Annotated in this window: 15 protein-coding genes and 1 pseudogene; 8 read left to right on the plus strand and 8 right to left on the minus strand. The window is 64.1% G+C overall.

The window, feature by feature from the left end; genetic code table 11:
- Window positions 1-43: 43 nt before the first annotated feature.
- On the minus strand, window positions 44-880 hold the full coding sequence (locus ACZ9A3_RS13765; RefSeq protein ID WP_476252788.1) for an AraC family transcriptional regulator: 837 nt from the start codon (window positions 878-880) through the stop codon (window positions 44-46).
- 97 nt (window positions 881-977) lie between these two features.
- Here ACZ9A3_RS13765 and ACZ9A3_RS13770 point away from each other — a divergent pair, with 97 nt between their 5' ends.
- Window positions 978-1,898 (plus strand): LysR family transcriptional regulator, encoded by a 921-nt coding sequence (locus ACZ9A3_RS13770; RefSeq protein WP_045195674.1) that lies wholly within the window; start codon window positions 978-980, stop codon window positions 1,896-1,898.
- Window positions 1,895-2,905, plus strand: a complete 1,011-nt coding sequence (locus tag ACZ9A3_RS13775) for an AraC family transcriptional regulator ligand-binding domain-containing protein (protein ID WP_476252789.1) — start codon at window positions 1,895-1,897, stop codon at window positions 2,903-2,905. Before ACZ9A3_RS13770 ends, ACZ9A3_RS13775 begins: the two co-directional genes overlap by 4 nt.
- A 5-nt stretch (window positions 2,906-2,910) precedes the next feature.
- Here the strand turns inward: ACZ9A3_RS13775 and ACZ9A3_RS13780 are convergent, their stop codons facing one another.
- Genes ACZ9A3_RS13780 through ACZ9A3_RS13800 form a run of 5 tightly spaced genes read right to left on the minus strand, consistent with a single transcriptional unit; the run spans window position 2,911 to window position 8,740 of the window.
- Complete coding sequence (locus tag ACZ9A3_RS13780; RefSeq protein ID WP_476252790.1) at window positions 2,911-4,095, minus strand: acetyl-CoA C-acyltransferase; 1,185 nt, start codon at window positions 4,093-4,095, stop codon at window positions 2,911-2,913.
- Between the two features lie 15 nt (window positions 4,096-4,110).
- Window positions 4,111-4,539: an acyl-CoA thioesterase gene (locus tag ACZ9A3_RS13785; RefSeq protein ID WP_093381235.1), complete on the minus strand. Its 429-nt coding sequence runs from the start codon at window positions 4,537-4,539 to the stop codon at window positions 4,111-4,113.
- The gene (locus ACZ9A3_RS13790) at window positions 4,539-5,702 is read right to left on the minus strand and encodes an iron-containing alcohol dehydrogenase (protein ID WP_476252791.1); all 1,164 of its coding nucleotides are present in this window, start codon (window positions 5,700-5,702) and stop codon (window positions 4,539-4,541) included. Before ACZ9A3_RS13790 ends, ACZ9A3_RS13785 begins: the two co-directional genes overlap by 1 nt.
- 39 nt (window positions 5,703-5,741) lie before the next feature.
- Window positions 5,742-7,505 carry an acyl-CoA dehydrogenase C-terminal domain-containing protein gene (locus ACZ9A3_RS13795; RefSeq protein WP_476252792.1) on the minus strand — a complete coding sequence of 588 codons (1,764 nt, stop codon included), beginning with the start codon at window positions 7,503-7,505 and terminating at the stop codon, window positions 5,742-5,744.
- Window positions 7,502-8,740, minus strand: a complete 1,239-nt coding sequence (locus ACZ9A3_RS13800) for a 3-hydroxyacyl-CoA dehydrogenase (RefSeq protein ID WP_476252793.1) — start codon at window positions 8,738-8,740, stop codon at window positions 7,502-7,504. The genes ACZ9A3_RS13795 and ACZ9A3_RS13800 overlap by 4 nt, the downstream gene beginning before the upstream one ends.
- 96 nt (window positions 8,741-8,836) lie before the next feature.
- Here ACZ9A3_RS13800 and ACZ9A3_RS13805 point away from each other — a divergent pair, with 96 nt between their 5' ends.
- Window positions 8,837-9,730 carry a LysR family transcriptional regulator gene (locus ACZ9A3_RS13805; RefSeq protein ID WP_371128644.1) on the plus strand — a complete coding sequence of 298 codons (894 nt, stop codon included), beginning with the start codon at window positions 8,837-8,839 and terminating at the stop codon, window positions 9,728-9,730.
- Between the two features lie 96 nt (window positions 9,731-9,826).
- On the opposite strand, the gene ACZ9A3_RS13810 is transcribed toward ACZ9A3_RS13805, so the two are convergent.
- Window positions 9,827-11,245, minus strand: coding sequence for an amino acid permease (locus tag ACZ9A3_RS13810; RefSeq protein ID WP_045194356.1), 1,419 nt, complete (start codon window positions 11,243-11,245; stop codon window positions 9,827-9,829).
- Window positions 11,246-11,690: 445 nt separating this feature from the next.
- On the opposite strand from ACZ9A3_RS13810, the gene ACZ9A3_RS13815 reads away from it, so the two are divergent.
- From ACZ9A3_RS13815 to ACZ9A3_RS13830, 4 genes and pseudogenes are all read left to right on the plus strand, one after another.
- Window positions 11,691-13,109, plus strand: coding sequence for an aminotransferase-like domain-containing protein (locus ACZ9A3_RS13815; protein ID WP_476252794.1), 1,419 nt, complete (start codon window positions 11,691-11,693; stop codon window positions 13,107-13,109).
- Between the two features lie 271 nt (window positions 13,110-13,380).
- The gene (locus ACZ9A3_RS13820) at window positions 13,381-14,769 is read left to right on the plus strand and encodes an APC family permease (protein WP_476252795.1); all 1,389 of its coding nucleotides are present in this window, start codon (window positions 13,381-13,383) and stop codon (window positions 14,767-14,769) included.
- Between the two features lie 336 nt (window positions 14,770-15,105).
- A pseudogene (locus tag ACZ9A3_RS13825) lies at window positions 15,106-16,113 on the plus strand (methyl-accepting chemotaxis protein); the annotation flags it as partial.
- 102 nt (window positions 16,114-16,215) lie between these two features.
- Window positions 16,216-16,971: a methyl-accepting chemotaxis protein gene (locus ACZ9A3_RS13830; RefSeq protein ID WP_371128676.1), complete on the plus strand. Its 756-nt coding sequence runs from the start codon at window positions 16,216-16,218 to the stop codon at window positions 16,969-16,971.
- Between the two features lie 72 nt (window positions 16,972-17,043).
- Here the strand turns inward: ACZ9A3_RS13830 and ACZ9A3_RS13835 are convergent, their stop codons facing one another.
- The gene (locus ACZ9A3_RS13835; protein WP_082075390.1) at window positions 17,044-17,376 is read right to left on the minus strand and encodes a YdcA family protein; all 333 of its coding nucleotides are present in this window, start codon (window positions 17,374-17,376) and stop codon (window positions 17,044-17,046) included.
- 293 nt (window positions 17,377-17,669) lie between these two features.
- Between ACZ9A3_RS13835 and ACZ9A3_RS13840 the strand changes: the two genes are divergently transcribed.
- Window positions 17,670-19,007 carry a ferredoxin reductase family protein gene (locus ACZ9A3_RS13840; RefSeq protein ID WP_476252796.1) on the plus strand — a complete coding sequence of 446 codons (1,338 nt, stop codon included), beginning with the start codon at window positions 17,670-17,672 and terminating at the stop codon, window positions 19,005-19,007.
- The last annotated feature ends 2 nt before the right edge of the window (window positions 19,008-19,009 follow it).

Raw genomic sequence — 19,009 nt, forward strand, 5'->3', positions numbered from 1 at the left:
CGCACGACAAAAAACGATCATCAAGGCGTTGCGAAAAATGCCCCTAGGCCGGTTGCAATCCGCTCAGGCGAAACTGCTTGGGCGTGACCCCGAACTGCTTGCGAAAGGCCCGGATGAAATTGCTCGGCTGGCGGTAGCCGAGGCGTTCGGCAATTCGCTCGATGGGCTGGTCGCCCGCCGCCAGCCAGTGGCGAGCCAGGTGCAGGCTGTCTTCGCGCACCTCGGCCAGGCCCGCGCCTTGCCACTGGCGCAGCATGCCCTGGTGCAGAAAAGCATTGGCACCGGGCAACGCCAGTTCGAGCGCGCCCGGCGCCAGTTGCAGGCTCAACCATGGGCCACTGACCACCGCCACGCCCCAGCCCTGCAACCAGCGTCCTGCCGCCTGCTGCGGTAGCACGCTGACCTGAGTGAACACCTGCGCCGGCGTGCGCCCGGCGCGTCGGGCGATGTTGCACACCAGGCTCAGTACCACGGCGTCGAGCATGTAGTGATGGGGTTGCTGCTGATAGCGGCGCAGGTGCAGGCTCGACGCCTCCAGGCTGACCAGCAGGCAGTTGGTCACCAGTGGCAGGTAGCGGATAAAACACTCAAGGCTGTCGCCGACGGTGGCGGCCGAGTCGAGCAGGATGTTCAACCCCTGCAGCGAATGGGTGGCCATGCCCGGGACCAGCTCGCAACCGAACTCATGACCGGCGCCAGCGGCCTCGCATTCGCTCAACAGCTGCTCGACCTGCGCCGCCCCTATCCGGCTTTGCCCGTGCAACTGCGCAGGCTCCATGCCGGCCCGTTGCAACAGCAGGTTCACAGGCAGCCCGCAGCCCTGGGCATGAGCGACCAGGGTGCGGGTCAAGGCGGCGCAGACATAGGGCGAAGCAAGCATGGCAGGTCACGCAAAATGATCAGGCCCTGAGTTATGCCAGCGGCTACACTATCGATCAAATGCATAAAAAGTATCCGTAACATGCAAGGGGCGCATGATGGACCTTCGACAACTTCGCCACTTCGTGGCCCTGGCCGATTATCGCGGGTTCGTGCGCGCTGCCGATGCCGTCAACCTTAGCCAGCCGGCCTTCAGCCGCAGCATCCAGACCCTGGAACGCGATCTGGATTGCGCCCTGGTCGAGCGTGGCAGCCGTGAATTTCGCCTGACCGGCCAGGGCCAACTGGTGCTGCAACACGCCCGGCGCCTGCTGGCCAGCAGCCAGAGCCTGCACAACGAGCTGCTGCAATACAACGGCCTGGAAGGCGGCGAGCTGAGTTTCGGCAGCGGCCCCTACCCGGCCCAGTTGCTGGTGCCCGAGGCGCTGGCGCAGTTCATTCACGACCACCCGCTGGTGCGCGCGCGCTTTCACCAGGGCGACTGGGAGCAACTGGGCAGCTGGCTCAAGGAGCAGCAGATCGAGTTCCTGGTGGCCGACTCGCGCTACTTCAAGGACGACCCGCGCTACCAGGTGCAGGCGCTGCGGCCACGGCGCGGGCGGTTTTTCTGCCGAGCCGGGCACCCGCTGGCCGCGCGCGCCGGGCTCACCCTCAGGGCCCTGCTCGACTACCCGATCGCCGGCACGCGCATCCCGCCGATGATCCGCAAGATCCTCGCCCGCGCCCAGGGTACCCAAGACTTTGTCACCAGCGTCGAATGTGCGCAGTTCGATGCCATTCGCCGGGTGGTGATGCGCTCGGACGCCATTGGCCTGGCCACCGCCGAAGCCCTGCACGAACGGGTCGAGGCCGGTGAGATCCAGCTGCTGAGCTTCGTCGATGTGGATGCCAACGACCCTGACCTGCAGCTGCAGTACGGCATCGTCAGCCGCGCCGGCGACAGCCTGACACCCGCGGCGCAGGCGATGATCGCGGCTATCCTCAGTGTCGATCAACAATTGCTGGTGAGCCGCTCATGAAGCCCGTGCCGCCCAATGCCTTCTACGCCCCGACCCTGCTGCCAGCCATCGAGGAACTGCAGCAACGCGGGGTGAGCCAAACGCTGATCGAGGCAGTGTTTCGCCGTAGCCTGTTCGAGTTGCGCACGCCGTTCCTGCGCGTGCCGTTGCTGCTGTCGCGGCGCTTCTGGACCCTGGCCCTGAGCGAAAGCCACGACCCCTTTATCGGCCTGGCCGCCGGCCGGCGTTTTGTTTCCACCGCCACCAACGGCCTGACCTACCTGTTCGATGTCGCCGCCTCGCTGGACAGCGCCTGCGCCTACTTTGTCGAGTACTTTCCGTTTTTCAACGGCCATTTCCGTGCCCGCATCGAGCGTAAAAATGGCCAGGTCAGCCTGCGCCTGCAGGACTGCGGCAGCCTCAAGGCCACAGCACCGATCACCGATTACATGCTCACCAGCCTGTGCAGCCTGCTGCGCCGCAAACTGCTGGCCAGCGGCCTGGAGCAGGACCCGATCATCGCCATCGAGCTGGCCCACCCGGCGCCGGCCGACACCCGCGTGCATCCGCACGCCTGGCGCACGGCGGTGAGCTGGGGCCACGCCGAACATAGCATCGGCCTTGACCCAGGGGTGTTCGAACAGGCGCTGACGCCGGGCAACCAGGCACTGGAACAGTTGCTGGTGGAGCTGCTGCAACAAACCCAGCGCAACAGCCAGCCGACCCTGCTGGAACTGGCCAGCGACCACCTGGCCGTGAGCCTTGCCGACAGCGAGCGCTGGCCGACATTCTGCAGCCACCAGCACCTGCTCGAACGCACCGCGGCCCGGCGCCTGAAAGCACTGGGCTGGAGTTATACCGAGCTATTGGACGAATACCGCCGCTACCGCGCCGAAGACCTGCTGCACGGCAGTGAGCTTGAGCTGGTGCAGATCGCCGACCAGCTCGGCTACAGCGACGTGCAGAGTTTTCACCGCGCCTGCCTGCGCTGGTTCGCCTGCGCGCCCGGGGCCTATCGCGGGCGCTGAGGGTTTCAGAGCACTTCGAACAAGCCGGCGGCGCCCATGCCGCCGCCCACGCACATGCTCACCACCACGTACTTGACGCCACGGCGCCGGCCTTCGAGCAAGGCATGGCCGACCATGCGTGCGCCACTCATGCCGTAGGGGTGGCCGATGGCGATGGCGCCACCATTGACGTTGAGCCGCGCCGGGTCGATGCCCAGGGTCTGTGCGCAATACAGCACCTGGCAGGCGAAGGCTTCGTTGATTTCCCACAGGCCGATGTCATCGACGCGCAAACCGTGCTGACGCAGCAACTTGGGGATCGCCAGCACCGGGCCGATGCCCATCTCCTCGGGGGCCAGGCCGGCCACGGCGATGCCGCGATACAGGCCCAGTGGCCTGACCCCGCTACGCGCCGCCAGCGTCCCGCTCATCAGCACACTGGCACTGGCACCGTCAGACAACTGGCTGGCGTTGCCGGCGGTGATGCAGCCGCCTTCGCGCACCGGCGTCAGGTTTTGCAGGCCCGCCAAGGTGGTTTGCGGGCGGTTGCCTTCATCCTGGGTCAGGTGCACGTCCTGGTAGCTGATCGCCCCGCTGAGCTTGTCGACGACTTTCTTGCGCACGCTGACCGGCACGACCTCATCGGCAAACAGCCCCGCTGCCTGGGCTGCTGCCGTGCGCTGCTGGGATTGCAGGCTATAGGCATCCTGGGCTTCGCGGCTGATGCCGTAGCGCTTGGCGACGATCTCGGCAGTGAGCAGCATGGGCATGTAGGCATGCTCGGCCATGCGCACTACGCTTGCGTCCTGCTCGGCCGCTGCGGCCTGCATATGGGCGTTCTGCACCAGACTGATCTGCTCCTGGCCGGCGCCGATCGCCACCTGCATGCCGTCGACCATGATCTGTTTGGCGGCAATCGAAATCGCCATCAGCCCCGAGGCGCACTGGCGGTCGATGGTCTGGCCGCTGACCGACAGCGGCAAGCCCGCCGCCAGCGCCGACAGGCGCGCCAGGTTAGTCGCAGCGGTGCCGCTTTGCATGGCGGTGCCTAGCACCAGGTCGTCGATCTCGCCGGGTTCGATGGCGGCGCGTTCGACCGCCGCGCGAATGGCCACGGCGCTCATCGACGGTGCCTTGAAGTCATTGAAGGCGCCGCGAAAGGCCTTGGCTATCGGCGTGCGCGCGGTTGAGACAATTACGGCGTCTTGCATGGCGATGTACTCCAGTCAGTCACAACGCAAACGGCCCAATGCCGCCCGCAAGGGTTCAGGGATGGTTAGCGGACGGTTGCTGGCGCGCTCGACAAATACGTGAACAAAGCGCCCCACTGCACTGGCCTGCTGCTGCCCGGCCTTGAAGATGCCCAGGCGGTAGTGCACCGAGCTGTTGCCCAGCTTGCTCACCGCCAGGCCGACCTCGATGCGCTCGGGAAAGGCGATCGAGGCGAAGTAGTCGCAGCTGGAATTGACCACCAAGGCAATCACTTCACCCTGGTGGATATCCAGCCCGCCGTGCTCGATCAGGTAGCTGTTCACCGCGCTGTCGAAAAAGCTGTAGTAAACGACGTTGTTGACGTGGCCATAGACGTCGTTGTCGTGCCAGCGCGTGGTGATCGGCTGGAAGTGACGAAAGGCCTCGCGCCCGGGCTGCTCCATCAGAACGCCTCCCGATAAATCGCCAGGGCATCGGCTTCACTGACCTCGCGCGGGTTGTTGACCAGCAGGCGTTGCTGTTGCATGGCATCGCGGGCCAGCTGTTCGAGACTGCCCTCAGGCACACCGGCATCGCGCAAACGGCTCGGCAGGCCGCAGCGCGGGCTCAGTTCCGCCAGCTCATCGATCAACTGCGCGGTGAGGCTGTGCACATCGCCGGCGCGCAGGCGCTCACCCAGCAGCAGCGGCGCCAGCTCGGCATACAGGGGCGCCGCCGCTTCAGCGTTGAAGCGCAGCACATGGGGCAGCACCAGGGCGTTGGACAGCCCGTGGGGGATATGAAAATGCCCGCCCAGCGGATAGGCCAGCGCATGCACCGCCGCCACCGGCGCGTTGGCAAACGCCTGACCGGCCAGGCACGCGCCCAGCAACATGGCCTGGCGCGCCTCGCGGTTGCTGGCGTTGTGCACCGCCTGGTCAAGATTGCCCGCCAGCAACTTCAACGCCTCGCGGGCCAGCAGGTTGGACAACGGGTTGCGCTTGAGCTTGCTGGTGTAGGCTTCGATGGCATGAACCATGGCGTCGATGCCGGTCGCAGCGGTAACGGCTGGCGGCAGGCCGAGGGTCAGGTCGGCGTCGAGCAGCGCAAGGTCGGGCAGCAACAGGTTGGAGACCACGCCCATCTTGCTGTGCTCGCCAGTGGTGACGATGGCAATCGGGGTGACTTCCGAACCGGTGCCGGCGGTGGTCGGTACCTGGATCAACGGCAAGCGCCGGCCACGGGCCTGGTCGACGCCATAGATATCGCTGAGCAGTTGCTGGCATTGCGGGTGCGCCAGCAGCGCCACCAGCTTGGCGACGTCCATGGAGCTGCCGCCGCCAAAGCCGACGATCAGGTCGGCGTGCAACGCCCGCGCCTGCAGCACCACCTCCAGCACACAGGCTTGCGGCGGGTCGGCCTGCACCTGGTCGAACACCTCTACGGCCAGGCCGTGCTGGGCAAAAGCGGGCAACAGTGGCTCGAGCAAACCCAGGCGGGCAATGCCCGGGTCGGTGACGATCAACACCGCCCGCGCCCCCCGCTCGCGGCACAGGCTGGCCAGGCGCAAGGCGGCGCCGGCTTCGCAGAGGATCTGCGCGGTGGTAGCAAAACTGAATGAGTGCATGCGGCGTCCCTCGTTGTTGTTGTGATGCCCGCAGGTAAATCAGAAAGCGAAATCGGCCTCCGGCAGGCTCATCAGGCAACCAGCACCGGCCAGCAAGGCTTCACGGTGGGCGCCGGCACGCGGCAAGACTCTGCGCAGGTAAAAGTCCGCCGCCTGCAGCTTGGCCTGGTAGAACGCCGCCTCGCTGCTGCCGGCCGCCAGGGCCGCGCTGGCGCGCTCTGCCGCTTGCAGCCACAAGGCCGCCAACAACACATAGGCCGAGTAGGCGAGAAAATCCACCGACACCGCGCCGATCTCTTCCGGGTCGTGGCGGCAGGCCTGCAACACCGACTCGCCCAGCGCCCGCCACTGCTGCAGGCACTGCCCTACCCGCTCGGCCATCTGCGCCTGACGGGTAGCCTGGTTTACCTGCGTTGCCAGCTCATCGATCAGCGCATTGAGCTCACTGCCGCCATCGCCAAGCAGCTTGCGCCGAACCAGGTCCAGGGCCTGGATGCCGTTGGTGCCCTCGTACAGCTGGGTGATGCGGCTGTCGCGCATCAACTGCTCCATGCCCCACTCGCGGATAAAGCCATGCCCGCCGTAGAGCTGCACGCCGAGGCTGGCGACTTCCTGGCCGCAGTCGGTGAAGAAGGCTTTGACGATCGGGATCAGCAAGGCGGCGCGACGTTTTGCAGCACTGCAATGGTGTTCAAGATCGAGCTGGCCCGCGGTGTAGGCGGCGAGCATGCGACAGCCTTCGCTGAGGGTCTTCTGGGTCAGCAGCATGCGCCGCACATCGGGGTGGACGATGATCGGGTCGGCGGCTTTGTTCGGCGCCTTGGCGCCGCTGATGGCCCGCGACTGCAAGCGCTCGCGGGCATATACCAGCCCCCCCTGGAACGCCGCCTCGGCAATGCCCAGGCCCTGCAGGCCGACCTGAAAGCGTGCGTCGTTCATCATGGTGAACATGCAGGCCAGGCCCTGGTTGGCCTCGCCCACCAGCCAGCCGCTGGCGCCGTCGAAGTTCATCACACAGGTGGAAGCGCCCTTGATGCCCATCTTGTGTTCCAGCGCGCCGCAACTCAAAGCGTTGCGCGCGCCGAGGGTGCCGTCGGCGTTGACCAGCCGCTTGGGCACCAGGAACAGGCTGATGCCCTTGACCCCGGGCGGTGCGTCGGGCAAACGCGCCAGCACCAGGTGGATGATGTTGGCGCTCAGGTCCTGCTCGCCGCCGCTGATGAAAATCTTGCTGCCACTGAGCTGGTAGCTGCCGTCGGCCTGGGGCATGGCGCGGGTACGCAACAGGGCCAGGTCGGTGCCGGCCTGGGGCTCGGTAAGGCACATAGTGCCGGTCCATTCGCCGCTGACCAGTTGCGCCAGGTAGCGCTCCTTGAGCGCGGCGCTGCCATGGCGATCCAGCGCCAGCACCGTGCCTTCGGTGAGCCCGGAGTAGATGCGAAACGACAGCGACGCGGCCATCAGCATCTCGTGAAAACTGGCCGAAACCATTTGTGGAAAACCCTGGCCGCCGAAATCCAGCGGCCCGGTCATGCTCGCCCAGCCCTGCTCGACGTAGCGTTTGTAGGCCTGGCGAAAGCCATCGGGCGTGGTCACCTGACCGTCGTGCAAACGACACCCCTGCTCGTCGCTGTTACGGTTCAGCGGTGCGACCACTTCGGCGGCAAAACGAGCGCCCTCCTCGAGTACGCCATCGATGGTCTCGCGGTCCAGGCCGTTGCCCAGTTGCTGGCAATGGCCACTGACATCGAACAGCTCGTGCAGCACGAAACGCATATCGCGCAGCGGTGCCTGATAGCTCATGCCCGGCCCTCCTGGACAACAGCAAAGTCTTTGCCGGCGGCGACCAAGCGGGCAATCAGCGGCGCTGGCCGCCAATGTTCACCCAGCATGCGCTGCAGGCGCTCCAGACGTTCCTGGATCGACGCCAGGCCCTGGCTGTCAGCCCAGTGCATCGGCCCGCCAACCGCGGCCGGGAAGCCGTAGCCATTGAGGTAGACCCGATCGATGTCGTGGCTGTTGGCGGCAATGTTCTCTTCGAGGATCTTCGCCCCTTCGTTGACCAGCGCCAGCAGGCTGCGCTCGACGATTTCCGGGGCGCTGATCAGCCGGCGGCGATAGCCCAGGCTGGCAGAAACACGCTCGATCAGGGCATCAACCTCTGGGTCGTGCTCGGCCTCGCGGCTGCCCTCGGCGTACTGGTAGTAACCACGACCGGCCTTCTGACCGAAGCGGCCGAGCTCGCACAGGGCGTTGTCGACCTGCGCCAGCGGGCTGTCCATGCCCTGCCCGGCCAATTGGCGCGCGCGCCATTCAAGGTCGACACCCACCACGTCGTACATGCGAAACGGGCCCATGGCAAAACCGAACGCCTGCAAGGCGCCATCGACCTGGTGGGGCAGCGCGCCTTCGAGGAGCATCTTGCGCGCCTCGTCGGCGTAGGTTTTAAGCATGCGGTTGCCGATAAAGCCGCGGCAGTTGCCAGCCACCACGGCGATCTTGCCCAGGCGCTGGCCCAGGGCTTTTGCCTGTTCGAGCACGGCCGCCGAGGTGTGCTGGCCGCGAACGATTTCCAGCAGCTTCATGATGTGCGCGGGGCTGAAAAAGTGCAGGCCCAGTACCTGCTGCGGGCGCTGGGTGACGGCGGCAATGGCGTCGATATCCAGCGCCGAGGTGTTGCTGGCGAGGATCGCGCCGGGCTTGAGGGTGCGGTCCAGGGTGCGGAAGATTTCCTGCTTGAGCTCGAGGTTCTCGTACACCGCCTCGATCACCAGGTCGACATCGGCCAGCGCTGCGTAGTCGTCCACCGGCCGAATGCGCGCCAGGTTCTGTTCGGCCTGCGCCTCGCTGATACGGCCCTTGACCACCTGATGGGCCCAGGTGTCGGCAGCCATCTTCAGGCCGGCGCTGACCATCTGCGCGCTGGCATCGAGCCACAACACCGGAATGCCGGCACAGGCCAGGCTGATGACAATCCCCCGGCCCATGGTCCCCGCCCCTATCACTGCGGCCTGCTGCACATCGAAGTCGTTGCTCACACCGGCCCCCCTAAGTCGAAAAGAAGGATTGCCGACACCCTAAGCAGCTGCCTACTATTTGAGAAATTTCATTTTCATATGTGTGATATTTGCAATATGAATATATCTACCTTCGACCTCAACCTGCTGCGCATCCTCGACGTGCTGCTGCGCGAGCAGAATGTCTCACGCGCCGCCGAGCGCCTGGCCCTCAGCCAGCCGACGGTGAGCAATGCCCTGGCGCGCCTGCGCGAACTGCTCGACGACCCGCTGCTGGTGCGCATCGGCCGGCGCATGCAACCGACGCCCAAGGCCCTGGCCCTGGAAGGCCCGATCCGCTCGGCGCTGCAGCAGATCGAGCAAACGCTGAATGTCGGTGAAAGCTTCGACCCGCACCTGAGCCGGCAGACCTTTCGCATTGCCATGACCGACTTCGTCGAACAGCTGTGCATGCCCGGCCTGCTGCGCCGCCTGCAGGAGCGCGCGCCGAACCTGCGCCTGGACATCGCCCCGCTGGCGCCAAGCCTGCCGGTGGATGCCCTCGACCGTGGCCAGCTGGACCTGGTGCTGGGACGCTTCGACGAGATTCCGGCGCGCTTTGCCCGTCATCACTGGCGCAACGAGACCTTGCAGATTGCCCTGCGCCAGGATCATCCGCTGGTGAACGGCGCACTGGATCTGGACACCTTCCTGCGTCTGCGCCACCTCTGGGTGCATGGCGGGCAGACCCGCGGCATGGTCGATCAATGGCTGGGGGAACAAGGCCTGGCGCGGCAGATCGTCTACACCACGCCCAACTACCTGCAGGCGGCGCACCTGGTGGCGGCGTCGGACTTGTGCGTGGTGCTGCCGACGCAACTGGCACGTCACTTCGCCACGCTGCTGCCGTTGCAGCTGCATGACTTGCCGTTTGCGCTGGAGGCGTTCGAGCTTGAGCTGGTGCACCTGGCCCAGCGCGGGCAGGACCGGGCGCTGGGCTGGTTGGTGGGGGAGATTTTGCGGGTAACTTGAGGGCCAAATCGCGGGTCAAGTCGGGTCGCCGCACCGCCGCTCCCACAGGAGGTTTGTATAACCTGTGGGAGCGGGCTTGACCCGCGATTGGGCGCTTCAGGACAGCGCTTTTTTCGCCGCCCGCACGTGCAACACCGCGCCCATCAGGGCCACGACAATTGCCGCCGCACCGGTGGAGAACACCAGCACCTGGTAGTCCGGGACAAAGGCCATGGTTACCAGGCAGCCGATGATGAACACGATCACCAGGTAGGTCAGCCACGGGAACAGCCACATTTTCAGGCGGATCGGCTTGCCCTCGGCTTCGAGCTTGCGGCGCATCTTCAGTTGCGAGAAGGCGATCACCAGGTACACCAGCAAGGCGATCATGCCGGTGGTGTTCATCAGCACGTCGAGCACGTCTTTCGGGCGCAGGGTTTCGCTGAAGTTGATCAGGGCCACGAACACCGCCACCGAGCACGAGCCGATGATCGAGAACACCGGCACGCCGGTACCGGCACGGGTGATCTTGAAGAACGACGGTGCATCACCACGGGTCGACAGCGAGAACAGCATGCGCGAGGCGGTGTAGTGCGCCGAGATCAGGCAGCTGCTTACCGAAGTCAGCACCACGAAGTTCATCACAAATTCCGCACCCGGAATACCCAGCAGCTCCAGGGTACGACGGTACGAGCCGTAGCCCGAGGTGCCCATCAGCGGGTCGTTCCACGGCACCAGGGCGACGATCAGGAAGATCGAGCCGACGTAGAACAGGCACACCCGCCAGACCACCGAGTTGGTCGCCTTGACGATCTGCTCGGACGGGTTCTTCGACTCGGCGGCAGCGATGGTGACGATTTCGGCGCCGAGGAAGGCGAACATCACCCCGAGCATGGCCACCACCACCGCCTCCATGCCGTTGGGCATGAAGCCTTGGGCGGTGAGGTTGCTCAGGCCGTGGACTTCACCGGTGGGCCACAGGTTGACTACCGCCAACCCGCAGACCACCAGGAAACAGATGATCGCCACCACCTTTATCAAGGCGAACCAGAACTCGAACTCGCCGTAGTGCTTGACGTTGAAGAAGTTGACGCTGATCAGCACCAGGGTGGTGGCCAGGACGAACACGTTGACGCTGATCGACGGGAACCAGCCGTGCAGAATCTTGCCGGCGACATAGGCTTCCCAGGCCATCAAAATCACCCAGAACCACCAGTACAACCAGCCGATGGTAAAGCCCGCCCAGCGGCCGATGGCGCGCTCGGCGTAGGTGGAGAACGAGCCGGTGTCGGGCGATGAAGTCGCCATTTCACCGAGCATGCGCATGATCAGCACCACCAGGATGCCGCCGGCCAGGTAGGCCAGGATGGCCGCGGGGCCTGCGCTGTGAATCACACTGCCGGAGCCGACGAACAATGCCCCGCCGATAACCCCGGCGATCGACATCATGGTCAGGTGGCGAGACTTGAGCGAAGCGCTGAGCTTGCTCTCGTGCTCCACCTTCGCTGTGGAAGTGGATGTGGATGTTGCGTCCATCAGTAGCTACCTCGTGTTCTTTTTATGCAAGGAAACTCGTGACACCTCCTGCTACAGCGGTCTCACCCATTCGAATCGGTAAAGTTGCGGGCAGCCGCAATCGCCCGGCCCAGGTCATGGGTCGGCGACGCTGCTCACAGGGCCAGCGGATTACCTCTGGTCGGATTGAACGGTGCAATGGCGCGATGGCGGGTCAGTGCCACCTGTGCGCAAGGAGCGGTTGGGCGGTGCCCAAGGGTGAAAGCATGTGTGTCATTGTGATTATTCATACTGCTTCAACGTGCTTTAGCTAGCGATAACAGACCCCTAATGTAAAAATGTCCGACACATAGAGCCATGCACAGCGCGATGAAAAATCCACTGCACTGTACAGGCCGCCGATGCAGTACACCGCGTTTTCCTGCAGGCGCCCGGCGTTACGCACACCTGAAGGCACAGCTTCCCCATGCTTGAATTACGACCCGACGCATCGCCCCCGCTGGTCAACCAGATCATCAACGGGCTGCGGGAGTTGATCGAGAACCAGACCCTCAAACCCGGTGCCAAGGTGCCCTCGATCCGGGCCTTCGCCGCCACCTATTCGGTCAGTACATTCACCGTGGTCGAAGCCTACGACCGCCTGGTCGCCCAGGGTTTGCTGGTCAGCCGCGGCAATGCCGGGTTCTTCGTCAACCGCTCGGCCGTGGAGCTGATCGAAAGCCAGGCCAGTGAGCCGGCACCGGGCAAGCCGGAATTCAACTCCGAGTGGTACCTGCAGCAAATCTTCGAAAGCCGCCAGCTTGCGTTCAAGCCCGGCTGCGGCTGGCTGCCCAACGACTGGATGTTCGAAGACGGCCTGCGCCGGGGCATGCGCCAGGTTGCCAGCAGCGTGCTGGAACTGAGCGGTTACGGCGACCCCATGGGCCTGCTGGAACTGCGCACCCTCACCGCGCAGAACCTGCAGCAGGACCTGCGCATCGTCGCCAACCCCAACCAGCTGATGCTCACCCACGGCGCCAGCCAGGCCCTGGACCTGGCCGTGCGCACCCTGGTGTGCCCGGGCGACGTGGTGCTGGTGGACGACCCCGGCTACCCCAACCTGATGAGCATTTTGCGTTTTCAGGGCGCGACCCTTCTGGGCGTACCGCGCACGCCCAACGGCTACGACCTCGACCACCTCGAACGGCTGCTCGAACACCACCGGCCGACGGTGTTCTTCACCCAGCCGCACCTGCACAGCCCGACCGCCTCGCGCACGCCGCTGGCGCAACTGCACCGCCTGCTGCAACTGGCCGCGCGCCACGGCTTTCGCCTGGTGGAGAACAACCTCTACGCCGACATGATCAACGAGCCGCTGCCGTGCCTGACCAGCCTCGATCATCTACAGCAGGTGGTGTACGTCGGCAGCTACTCGAAGAGCATCTCGCCGAATGTGCGGGTCGGTTTCATGCTGGCCAACCCCGAACTGATGCAGCAACTGCTGCAACTGAAAATGCGTTCGGGCCTGACCACCTCGCAGGTGATGGAACGGGTGGTGTACGCGGCCATCACCGACGGCCGCTGGCGTAAGCACCTCAAACGCCTGCGCCAGCGCCTGGCCGATGCGCAGCAGCAGGTCAGCGAACAGCTCACGCGGCTGGGTTTCGAGCGCTTTATCGAAGGCGATGAAGGCATGTACCTGTGGACCCGCCACCCGGCCATCGCCGACAGCGCGGCGCTGGTCGACGACGCCCTGGAGCAAGGCATCATGCTCGGCCCTGGGCAGTTGTTCATGGTCGACTCACAAGCGACCGGGTGGATGCGCTTCAACGTCGCGTTCAGTACCGACGCGGCGTTGTGGGAGAAGCTTGAGAAATTGCTGGTCAAGCATGGGCGGCGTCAGTAGGAGCGGGCTTGCCCCGCGATGGCGACAAGGTAATCGATATAAATCGATTACTTTGAAAAACACAAAGCTCAGCGTCTATTTTATTCAACACGCACTCTTACCCATAAACCCCGCCATAGAGCCATACAGATCGCTTTTTCGAACCCCGCACCGTGCCAACCAGAAATTTCTTGTAAAAATTTAATTGACACACCTCTGTCACTCTTCTTATTTTCCCTCCCTGCCTCACCTTCATAAAAATAATTTCAAACCCTACGGGCAAGCGCCATCCATGCCAGTCTCTTCGCGTGCAGCACACCAGCAGAACACAGGAACGGTTCTCGACTCCGCAGCGGACGCACACTTCAAAAAGACCCTGAAACTCTGGCAAGTGGTCATCATTGGCCTGGCCTACATCGCCCCGATGACCGTGTTCGATACCTTCGGCATCGTCTCCGGCATCACCAATGGGCATGTGCCCAGCGCCTACGTACTGGCGCTGCTGGGCATCCTCTTCACCGCGGTCAGTTATGGCGTGCTGGTTCGGCGCTTTCCCGAGTCTGGTTCGGCCTATACCTACACGCGCCGGGCAATCAACCCACACGTGGGCTTTCTGGTCGGCTGGTCGTCGCTGCTCGATTACCTGCTGCTGCCGATGGTCAACGCCCTGCTGGCCAAGCTCTACCTGTCGGTGATGTTCCCCGAGGTGCCGACCTGGGTCTGGGTAGTGGGCTTCGTCACGGTGATGAGCCTGATCAACATGCGCAGCATCAACCTGGTGGCCAACTTCAACACCTTGTTCGTCGCCATCCAGGCGCTGATCATCGGCGTGTTCATCTACCTCACCCTACGCGGCCTGCACAGCGGCGAAGGACTCGGCACTTCGTGGAGCCTGCTGCCGTTTGCCGATCAAGGCACGCACTTCAACGCCCTGGTCGCCGGCGCCACCATCCTCTGCTTTTCGTTCCTGGGTTTCGATGCGGTGACCACCCTGTCGGAAGAAACCGAGAACGCGCAGAAAGTCATCCCACGGGCGATCTTCCTGATTGCCTTGATCGGCGGCCTGGTGTTCATCGTCGTGTCCTACTACATCCAGGCGTTTTTCCCGACCATGGACCGGTTCCAGGACCACGAAGCGGCCCTGCCGGAAATCGCCCTGTATGTCGGCGGCAAGCTGTTCCAGTCGATTTTCATCTGCTGCACCTTCATCAATACCCTGGCCTCGGGCCTGGCTTCGCAAGCCAGCGTGTCGCGCCTGTTGTACGTCATGGGCCGCGACAACGTCATCCCGCGGCGCTACTTCGGCCGCCTGCACGGTAAATGGAAAACCCCGGTGATCAACATCGCCATCGTCGGGCTGATCTCGCTGTCGGCGATCTTCTTCGACCTGGTGACCGCCACCTCGGTGATCAACTTCGGCGCGCTGGTGGCCTTCAGCTTCGTCAACCTCTCGGTGATCGTGCACTGCTACCTGCGCGAGGGCTGCAACAAGACCTGGCTGGACAAGCTCAAGTACCTGGTGGTGCCGACCATCGGCTTTTGTATCATCGCCATCCTCTGGCTGGACCTGGACAGCCACTCGCTGCTGTTCGGCGGGGTGTGGGCGACGCTGGGGGTGTTGTACCTGGCGTACCTGACCAAAGCCTTCAGGGTCGCACCGCCCAGCTTCATTGCCGAGTAACTGCCCGTAGGAAACAGCCCGTCGATACTGACGGGCTTTGTGCATTCAACAACCCGACAGAACAAGGACGCCCTCATGCTGCTGCGCCGCCTGCTGATTCAATGGAAGATCACTTTGCTCGCCGGCCTGTGCCTGCTGGCTATCGTGGTGGTGCTGATGGCGGCCACGCTGATGCAGTCGAGCCGCAGCGCCGCGCTGGTCAACACTGCCAACACACAGATGCTCGACCACAACGCACGGCTGCGCCTGCACACCTCGGCCCAGCTGCAGGCAGCGAATATCCAGCGCTACTTTCGCGATGCGTATTTGTATGGCGATGGCGTCGCGCAACTGGTGATGTTCTTGAAGGCCCAGGGCAACGACAACCTGCGCCACGACCTGACCGAACAGACCCGCAAGGCCTTGGGCAAGAACCCCGACCTGCTCGGCCTGTACCTGGTGTTCCTGCCCAACGCCCTGGACGGCAAGGACAGCGCCTTCAGCGATCAGGCCGCGGTCGGCAGCAACGAGAACGGACGCTTCTCGCTGTACTGGTCGCAGCCCAAGCCCGGCGAGCTGGAGTCTGAAGCCATGCCCGAGTCGATGCTTGCCGACACCAGCCTGTCGGCCAACGGCTCGACCTACAACCGCTGGCTCACCTGCCCGCTGGAAACCGGTGAAGCCTGTGTAGTCGATCCGTACTTCGACAGCGTCGGCGACCGTACGCCATTGATGACCAGCATCGCCTTCCCGCTCAAGCAGGACGGCAAGATCGTCGGCGTCATGGGCCTGGACATCAGCCTCGACAACCTGCAGCAACTGAGCCTGGACGGGCGCAAGGAGCTGTTCGACGGCAATGGCCAGGTCAGCATCGTCAGCCCCGCCGGTTTGCTCGCAGGGCATAGCCGCGATGCCGCGCAGCTAAGCAAGAAATTCGAGCAAGTGTTCGGCCAGCAGGCCAGCGCCGTGGCCGCGCAGATGCGCGCCGGCAAGGCGGCTGAGTTCAGCGACAACGGCGTGCTGCAGGTCAGCCAGTCGTTCGCCCCGGTGCCCGGCGCACAACCGTGGAGCGTGCTGCTGGAAGTGCCCGAACAGGTGCTGCAAGCGCCGGCGATTGAACTCAACGCGCGCCTGGACGCGCACAACAGCAGCGCCAACCTCAGCAGCCTGCTGATGGCCCTGGCCGCGGCCTTGGTGGGCCTGGTGGTGATCTGGCTGACCGCCCGTGGCGTGACCCGGCCGATTTTAAGTGTGGCGGCGATGCTCAAAGATATCGCCAGCGGCGAAGGCGACCTGACCCGGCGCCTGGACTACGCCAACAAGGACGAACTCGGCGAATTGACCCACTGGTTCAACCGCTTCCTCGACAAGCTGCAACCGGTGATTGCCGACGTCAAAGCCTCGGTGCAGGATGCGCGCAGCACCGCCGACCAATCGGCGGCGATTGCCAGCCAGACCAGCGCCGGCATGCAGCAGCAATACCGCGAAGTCGACCAGGTGGCCACCGCCTCCCAGGAAATGAGCGCCACCGCCCAGGATGTCGCCCGCAACGCCGCGCAAGCCGCCGAAGCTGCGCGCGGCGCCGACCTTGCCAGCCGCGAAGGCCTGAGCATGATCCGCAACACCACCCAGGCGATCGAACGCCTGGCCAATGAAATGACCGCCGGCATGCAAGAAGTCCAGCAACTGGCCAGCCGCAGCGAGCAGATCGGCTCGGTGCTGGAAGTGATCCGCGCCATCGCCGAGCAGACCAACCTGCTGGCCCTCAACGCCGCCATCGAAGCCGCCCGTGCTGGCGAGGCCGGGCGCGGCTTTGCGGTAGTGGCCGATGAGGTGCGCAACCTGGCCAAACGCACCCAGGACTCGGTGGACGAAATCCGCGTGGTGATCGAAGGCCTGCAACAAGGCACCCGCGAAGTGGTCGACACCATGCACAGCAGCCACCGCCAGGCCCAGGACAGCGTCGCCCAGGCCGAACAGGCGCTACCGGCGCTGCAGCGAATTGGCGAAGCGGTGACGGTGATCACCGACATGAACCTGCAGATCGCCTCGGCGGCCGAAGAGCAAAGCGCGGTGGCCGAAGAAGTGAACCGCAACGTAGCGGGGATTCGCGATGTGACCGAGTCGCTGTCGGGGCAGGCGCAAGAATCGGCGCAGATCAGCCAGGCGCTGAACCGCCTGGCCAATCATCAGCAGGGGTTGATGCAGATGTTCCGGGTGTAGCGCTCCCCTGAGGGAGCGGCGGTGCGACGACTCGACTTGACCCGCGATGAGGCCAGCAGCCAATGCACGATCTCACCGCCGCCGATAACTCTTCTTGCCACTGGGCGTCAGGCAGTAAACCCCGCCCCGCGGCCCCGTGCAGAAGCTCCCGGTCCCACAACCACAGCCCTCACTCGCCCCGCGCAACGGCTGCAGCGAAGGCCGCGCAGCACTGCCGCCCCTATACGCCGTGCAACTGCGTTTCGACGCACTGATCGACCCGTCATTACACAAAAACAGATCGCCATCACAGCCGGCAATCCCACCCTTGCGCCCGGAGCAAGGCGTGTTGCCCGCCAACGCCGTAGACGCCGCCAACACCAGTACCAGGGCCAACCCTAGCCGCCCGTAAAAACAACGTGCCACAGCATTCCCTCCGTAGAATATGGCCGAATGCTATCAGCGTTGCCATAGCTCAGCAAAACCCGGCCATCCGTGCTCCCAGGGCAAAGCTGATTGTCCCCGTCGACTATCAACCCGGTGGCGATCCGCTAAAGGCGTAATGAGTAACGTTCACAGCAAAGTCCAGCGAAAAATCTCACCTTAATCGCTAACTGATTGATCTATATCAATATTTAACTAGTTAACCTATCAACAGATGCCCGCAACTGCCCGTTTAATGCCGAGAATGTCTACACCATTCACGGTGGAGAGTAGAGTTGAAGCGCATCAAGATAGTGTTGTGGTCGTTGTTCATCGGCTTGACCCTGCTATGGGCATTGGCAGATACCTTTGTGCCCACCCCACTGACTTACTTCTCGCTACGTTCAGTGCTGGTGCAATACACCGGCGTCATCGCCATCGCCGCCATGAGCGTGGCGATGATGCTGGCCGTGCGCCCACGCCGCCCGGAACCGCTGCTGGGCGGGCTCGACAAAATGTACCGGCTGCACAAATGGCTCGGCATCAGCGCCCTGATATTCGCCAGCGTGCACTGGGTCTGGGCCAAGGGCACCAAGTGGGCGGTTGGCTGGGGCTGGCTGGTCAAGCCGGCCAAGGGCGGCGGCGCGGCGCCGGAACTCGGCGCGATCGAGCAGGCACTGCGCAGCCAGCGCGGCCTGGCTGAAACCCTGGGGGAATGGGCGTTCTACGCCATCGGCGTGCTGATCATCCTGGCCCTGGTCAAGCGCTTCCCGTACCACTGGTTTGCCAAGACCCACACGGTGCTGGCGGCGCTCTATCTGGTGCTGGTGTTCCACACCGTGGTGCTGCTCAAGTTCGACTACTGGCTGCAACCCATCGGCATCGTCACCGCACTGCTGCTGGTCGGCGGCACGCTGGCGGCGCTCCAGGCACTGTTCAAGCGCATCGGCAAGCAGCGCAAGGTCCAGGGCCAGATCCAGACCCTGATCCACTACCCGCAGGCGAACCTGCTGGAAACCCACATCGCCCTGCAAGCGGGCTGGCCCGGGCACCAGGCTGGCCAGTTTGCTTTTGTGACCTCATCCGAATCGGAGGGGCCGCACCCGTACACCATCGCCTCGGCCTGGGACCCGCAAGCGGCGCAACTGCGCTTTATCACCAAAGGCCTGGGCGACCACACCCGCCGACTGCCAACGCGGCTGAAAGAAGGCGACCCGGTGACAGTGGAAGGCCCGTACGGCTGCTTCACCTTCGAAGACCAAAAGCCCCGGCAGGTCTGGATTGGGGCCGGCATTGGCATCACCCCCTTCGTGGCCCGGCTCAAGCAACTGGCGCTGCAGCCGGACCGGCAACACAGTATCGACCTGTTTCATCCATGCGGGGTGTATGCAGCCGACGCCATCGACAACCTGCGCGCCGACGCGGCCGCTGCGGGCGTGCGTTTGCACCTGTGTGTGTCTGGCCAGGATGGCCGGCTGAATGGCGAACGCCTGCGCAAGGAAATTGCCGACTGGCAGCAGGCGAGTTTCTGGTACTGCGGGCCTGCGGACTTTGGCCAGGCCCTGCGTGACGACCTGGTAGCCCATGGGCTGAAGCCGAAAGACTTCCATCAGGAGTTGTTCCAGATGCGCTGACG

Source organism: Pseudomonas sp. TE4620 (assembly GCF_056279045.1).

Coding starts and splice junctions, on each gene's coding strand:
- ACZ9A3_RS13765 (WP_476252788.1), bottom strand. CDS start 880: ATGCTTGCTTCGCCCTATGTCTGCGCCGCCTTGACCCGCACCCTGGTC.
- ACZ9A3_RS13770 (WP_045195674.1), top strand. CDS start 978: ATGGACCTTCGACAACTTCGCCACTTCGTGGCCCTGGCCGATTATCGC.
- ACZ9A3_RS13775 (WP_476252789.1), top strand. CDS start 1,895: ATGAAGCCCGTGCCGCCCAATGCCTTCTACGCCCCGACCCTGCTGCCA.
- ACZ9A3_RS13780 (WP_476252790.1), bottom strand. CDS start 4,095: ATGCAAGACGCCGTAATTGTCTCAACCGCGCGCACGCCGATAGCCAAG.
- ACZ9A3_RS13785 (WP_093381235.1), bottom strand. CDS start 4,539: ATGGAGCAGCCCGGGCGCGAGGCCTTTCGTCACTTCCAGCCGATCACC.
- ACZ9A3_RS13790 (WP_476252791.1), bottom strand. CDS start 5,702: ATGCACTCATTCAGTTTTGCTACCACCGCGCAGATCCTCTGCGAAGCC.
- ACZ9A3_RS13795 (WP_476252792.1), bottom strand. CDS start 7,505: ATGAGCTATCAGGCACCGCTGCGCGATATGCGTTTCGTGCTGCACGAG.
- ACZ9A3_RS13805 (WP_371128644.1), top strand. CDS start 8,837: ATGAATATATCTACCTTCGACCTCAACCTGCTGCGCATCCTCGACGTG.
- ACZ9A3_RS13810 (WP_045194356.1), bottom strand. CDS start 11,245: ATGGACGCAACATCCACATCCACTTCCACAGCGAAGGTGGAGCACGAG.
- ACZ9A3_RS13815 (WP_476252794.1), top strand. CDS start 11,691: ATGCTTGAATTACGACCCGACGCATCGCCCCCGCTGGTCAACCAGATC.
- ACZ9A3_RS13820 (WP_476252795.1), top strand. CDS start 13,381: ATGCCAGTCTCTTCGCGTGCAGCACACCAGCAGAACACAGGAACGGTT.
- ACZ9A3_RS13830 (WP_371128676.1), top strand. CDS start 16,216: ATGCAGCAGCAATACCGCGAAGTCGACCAGGTGGCCACCGCCTCCCAG.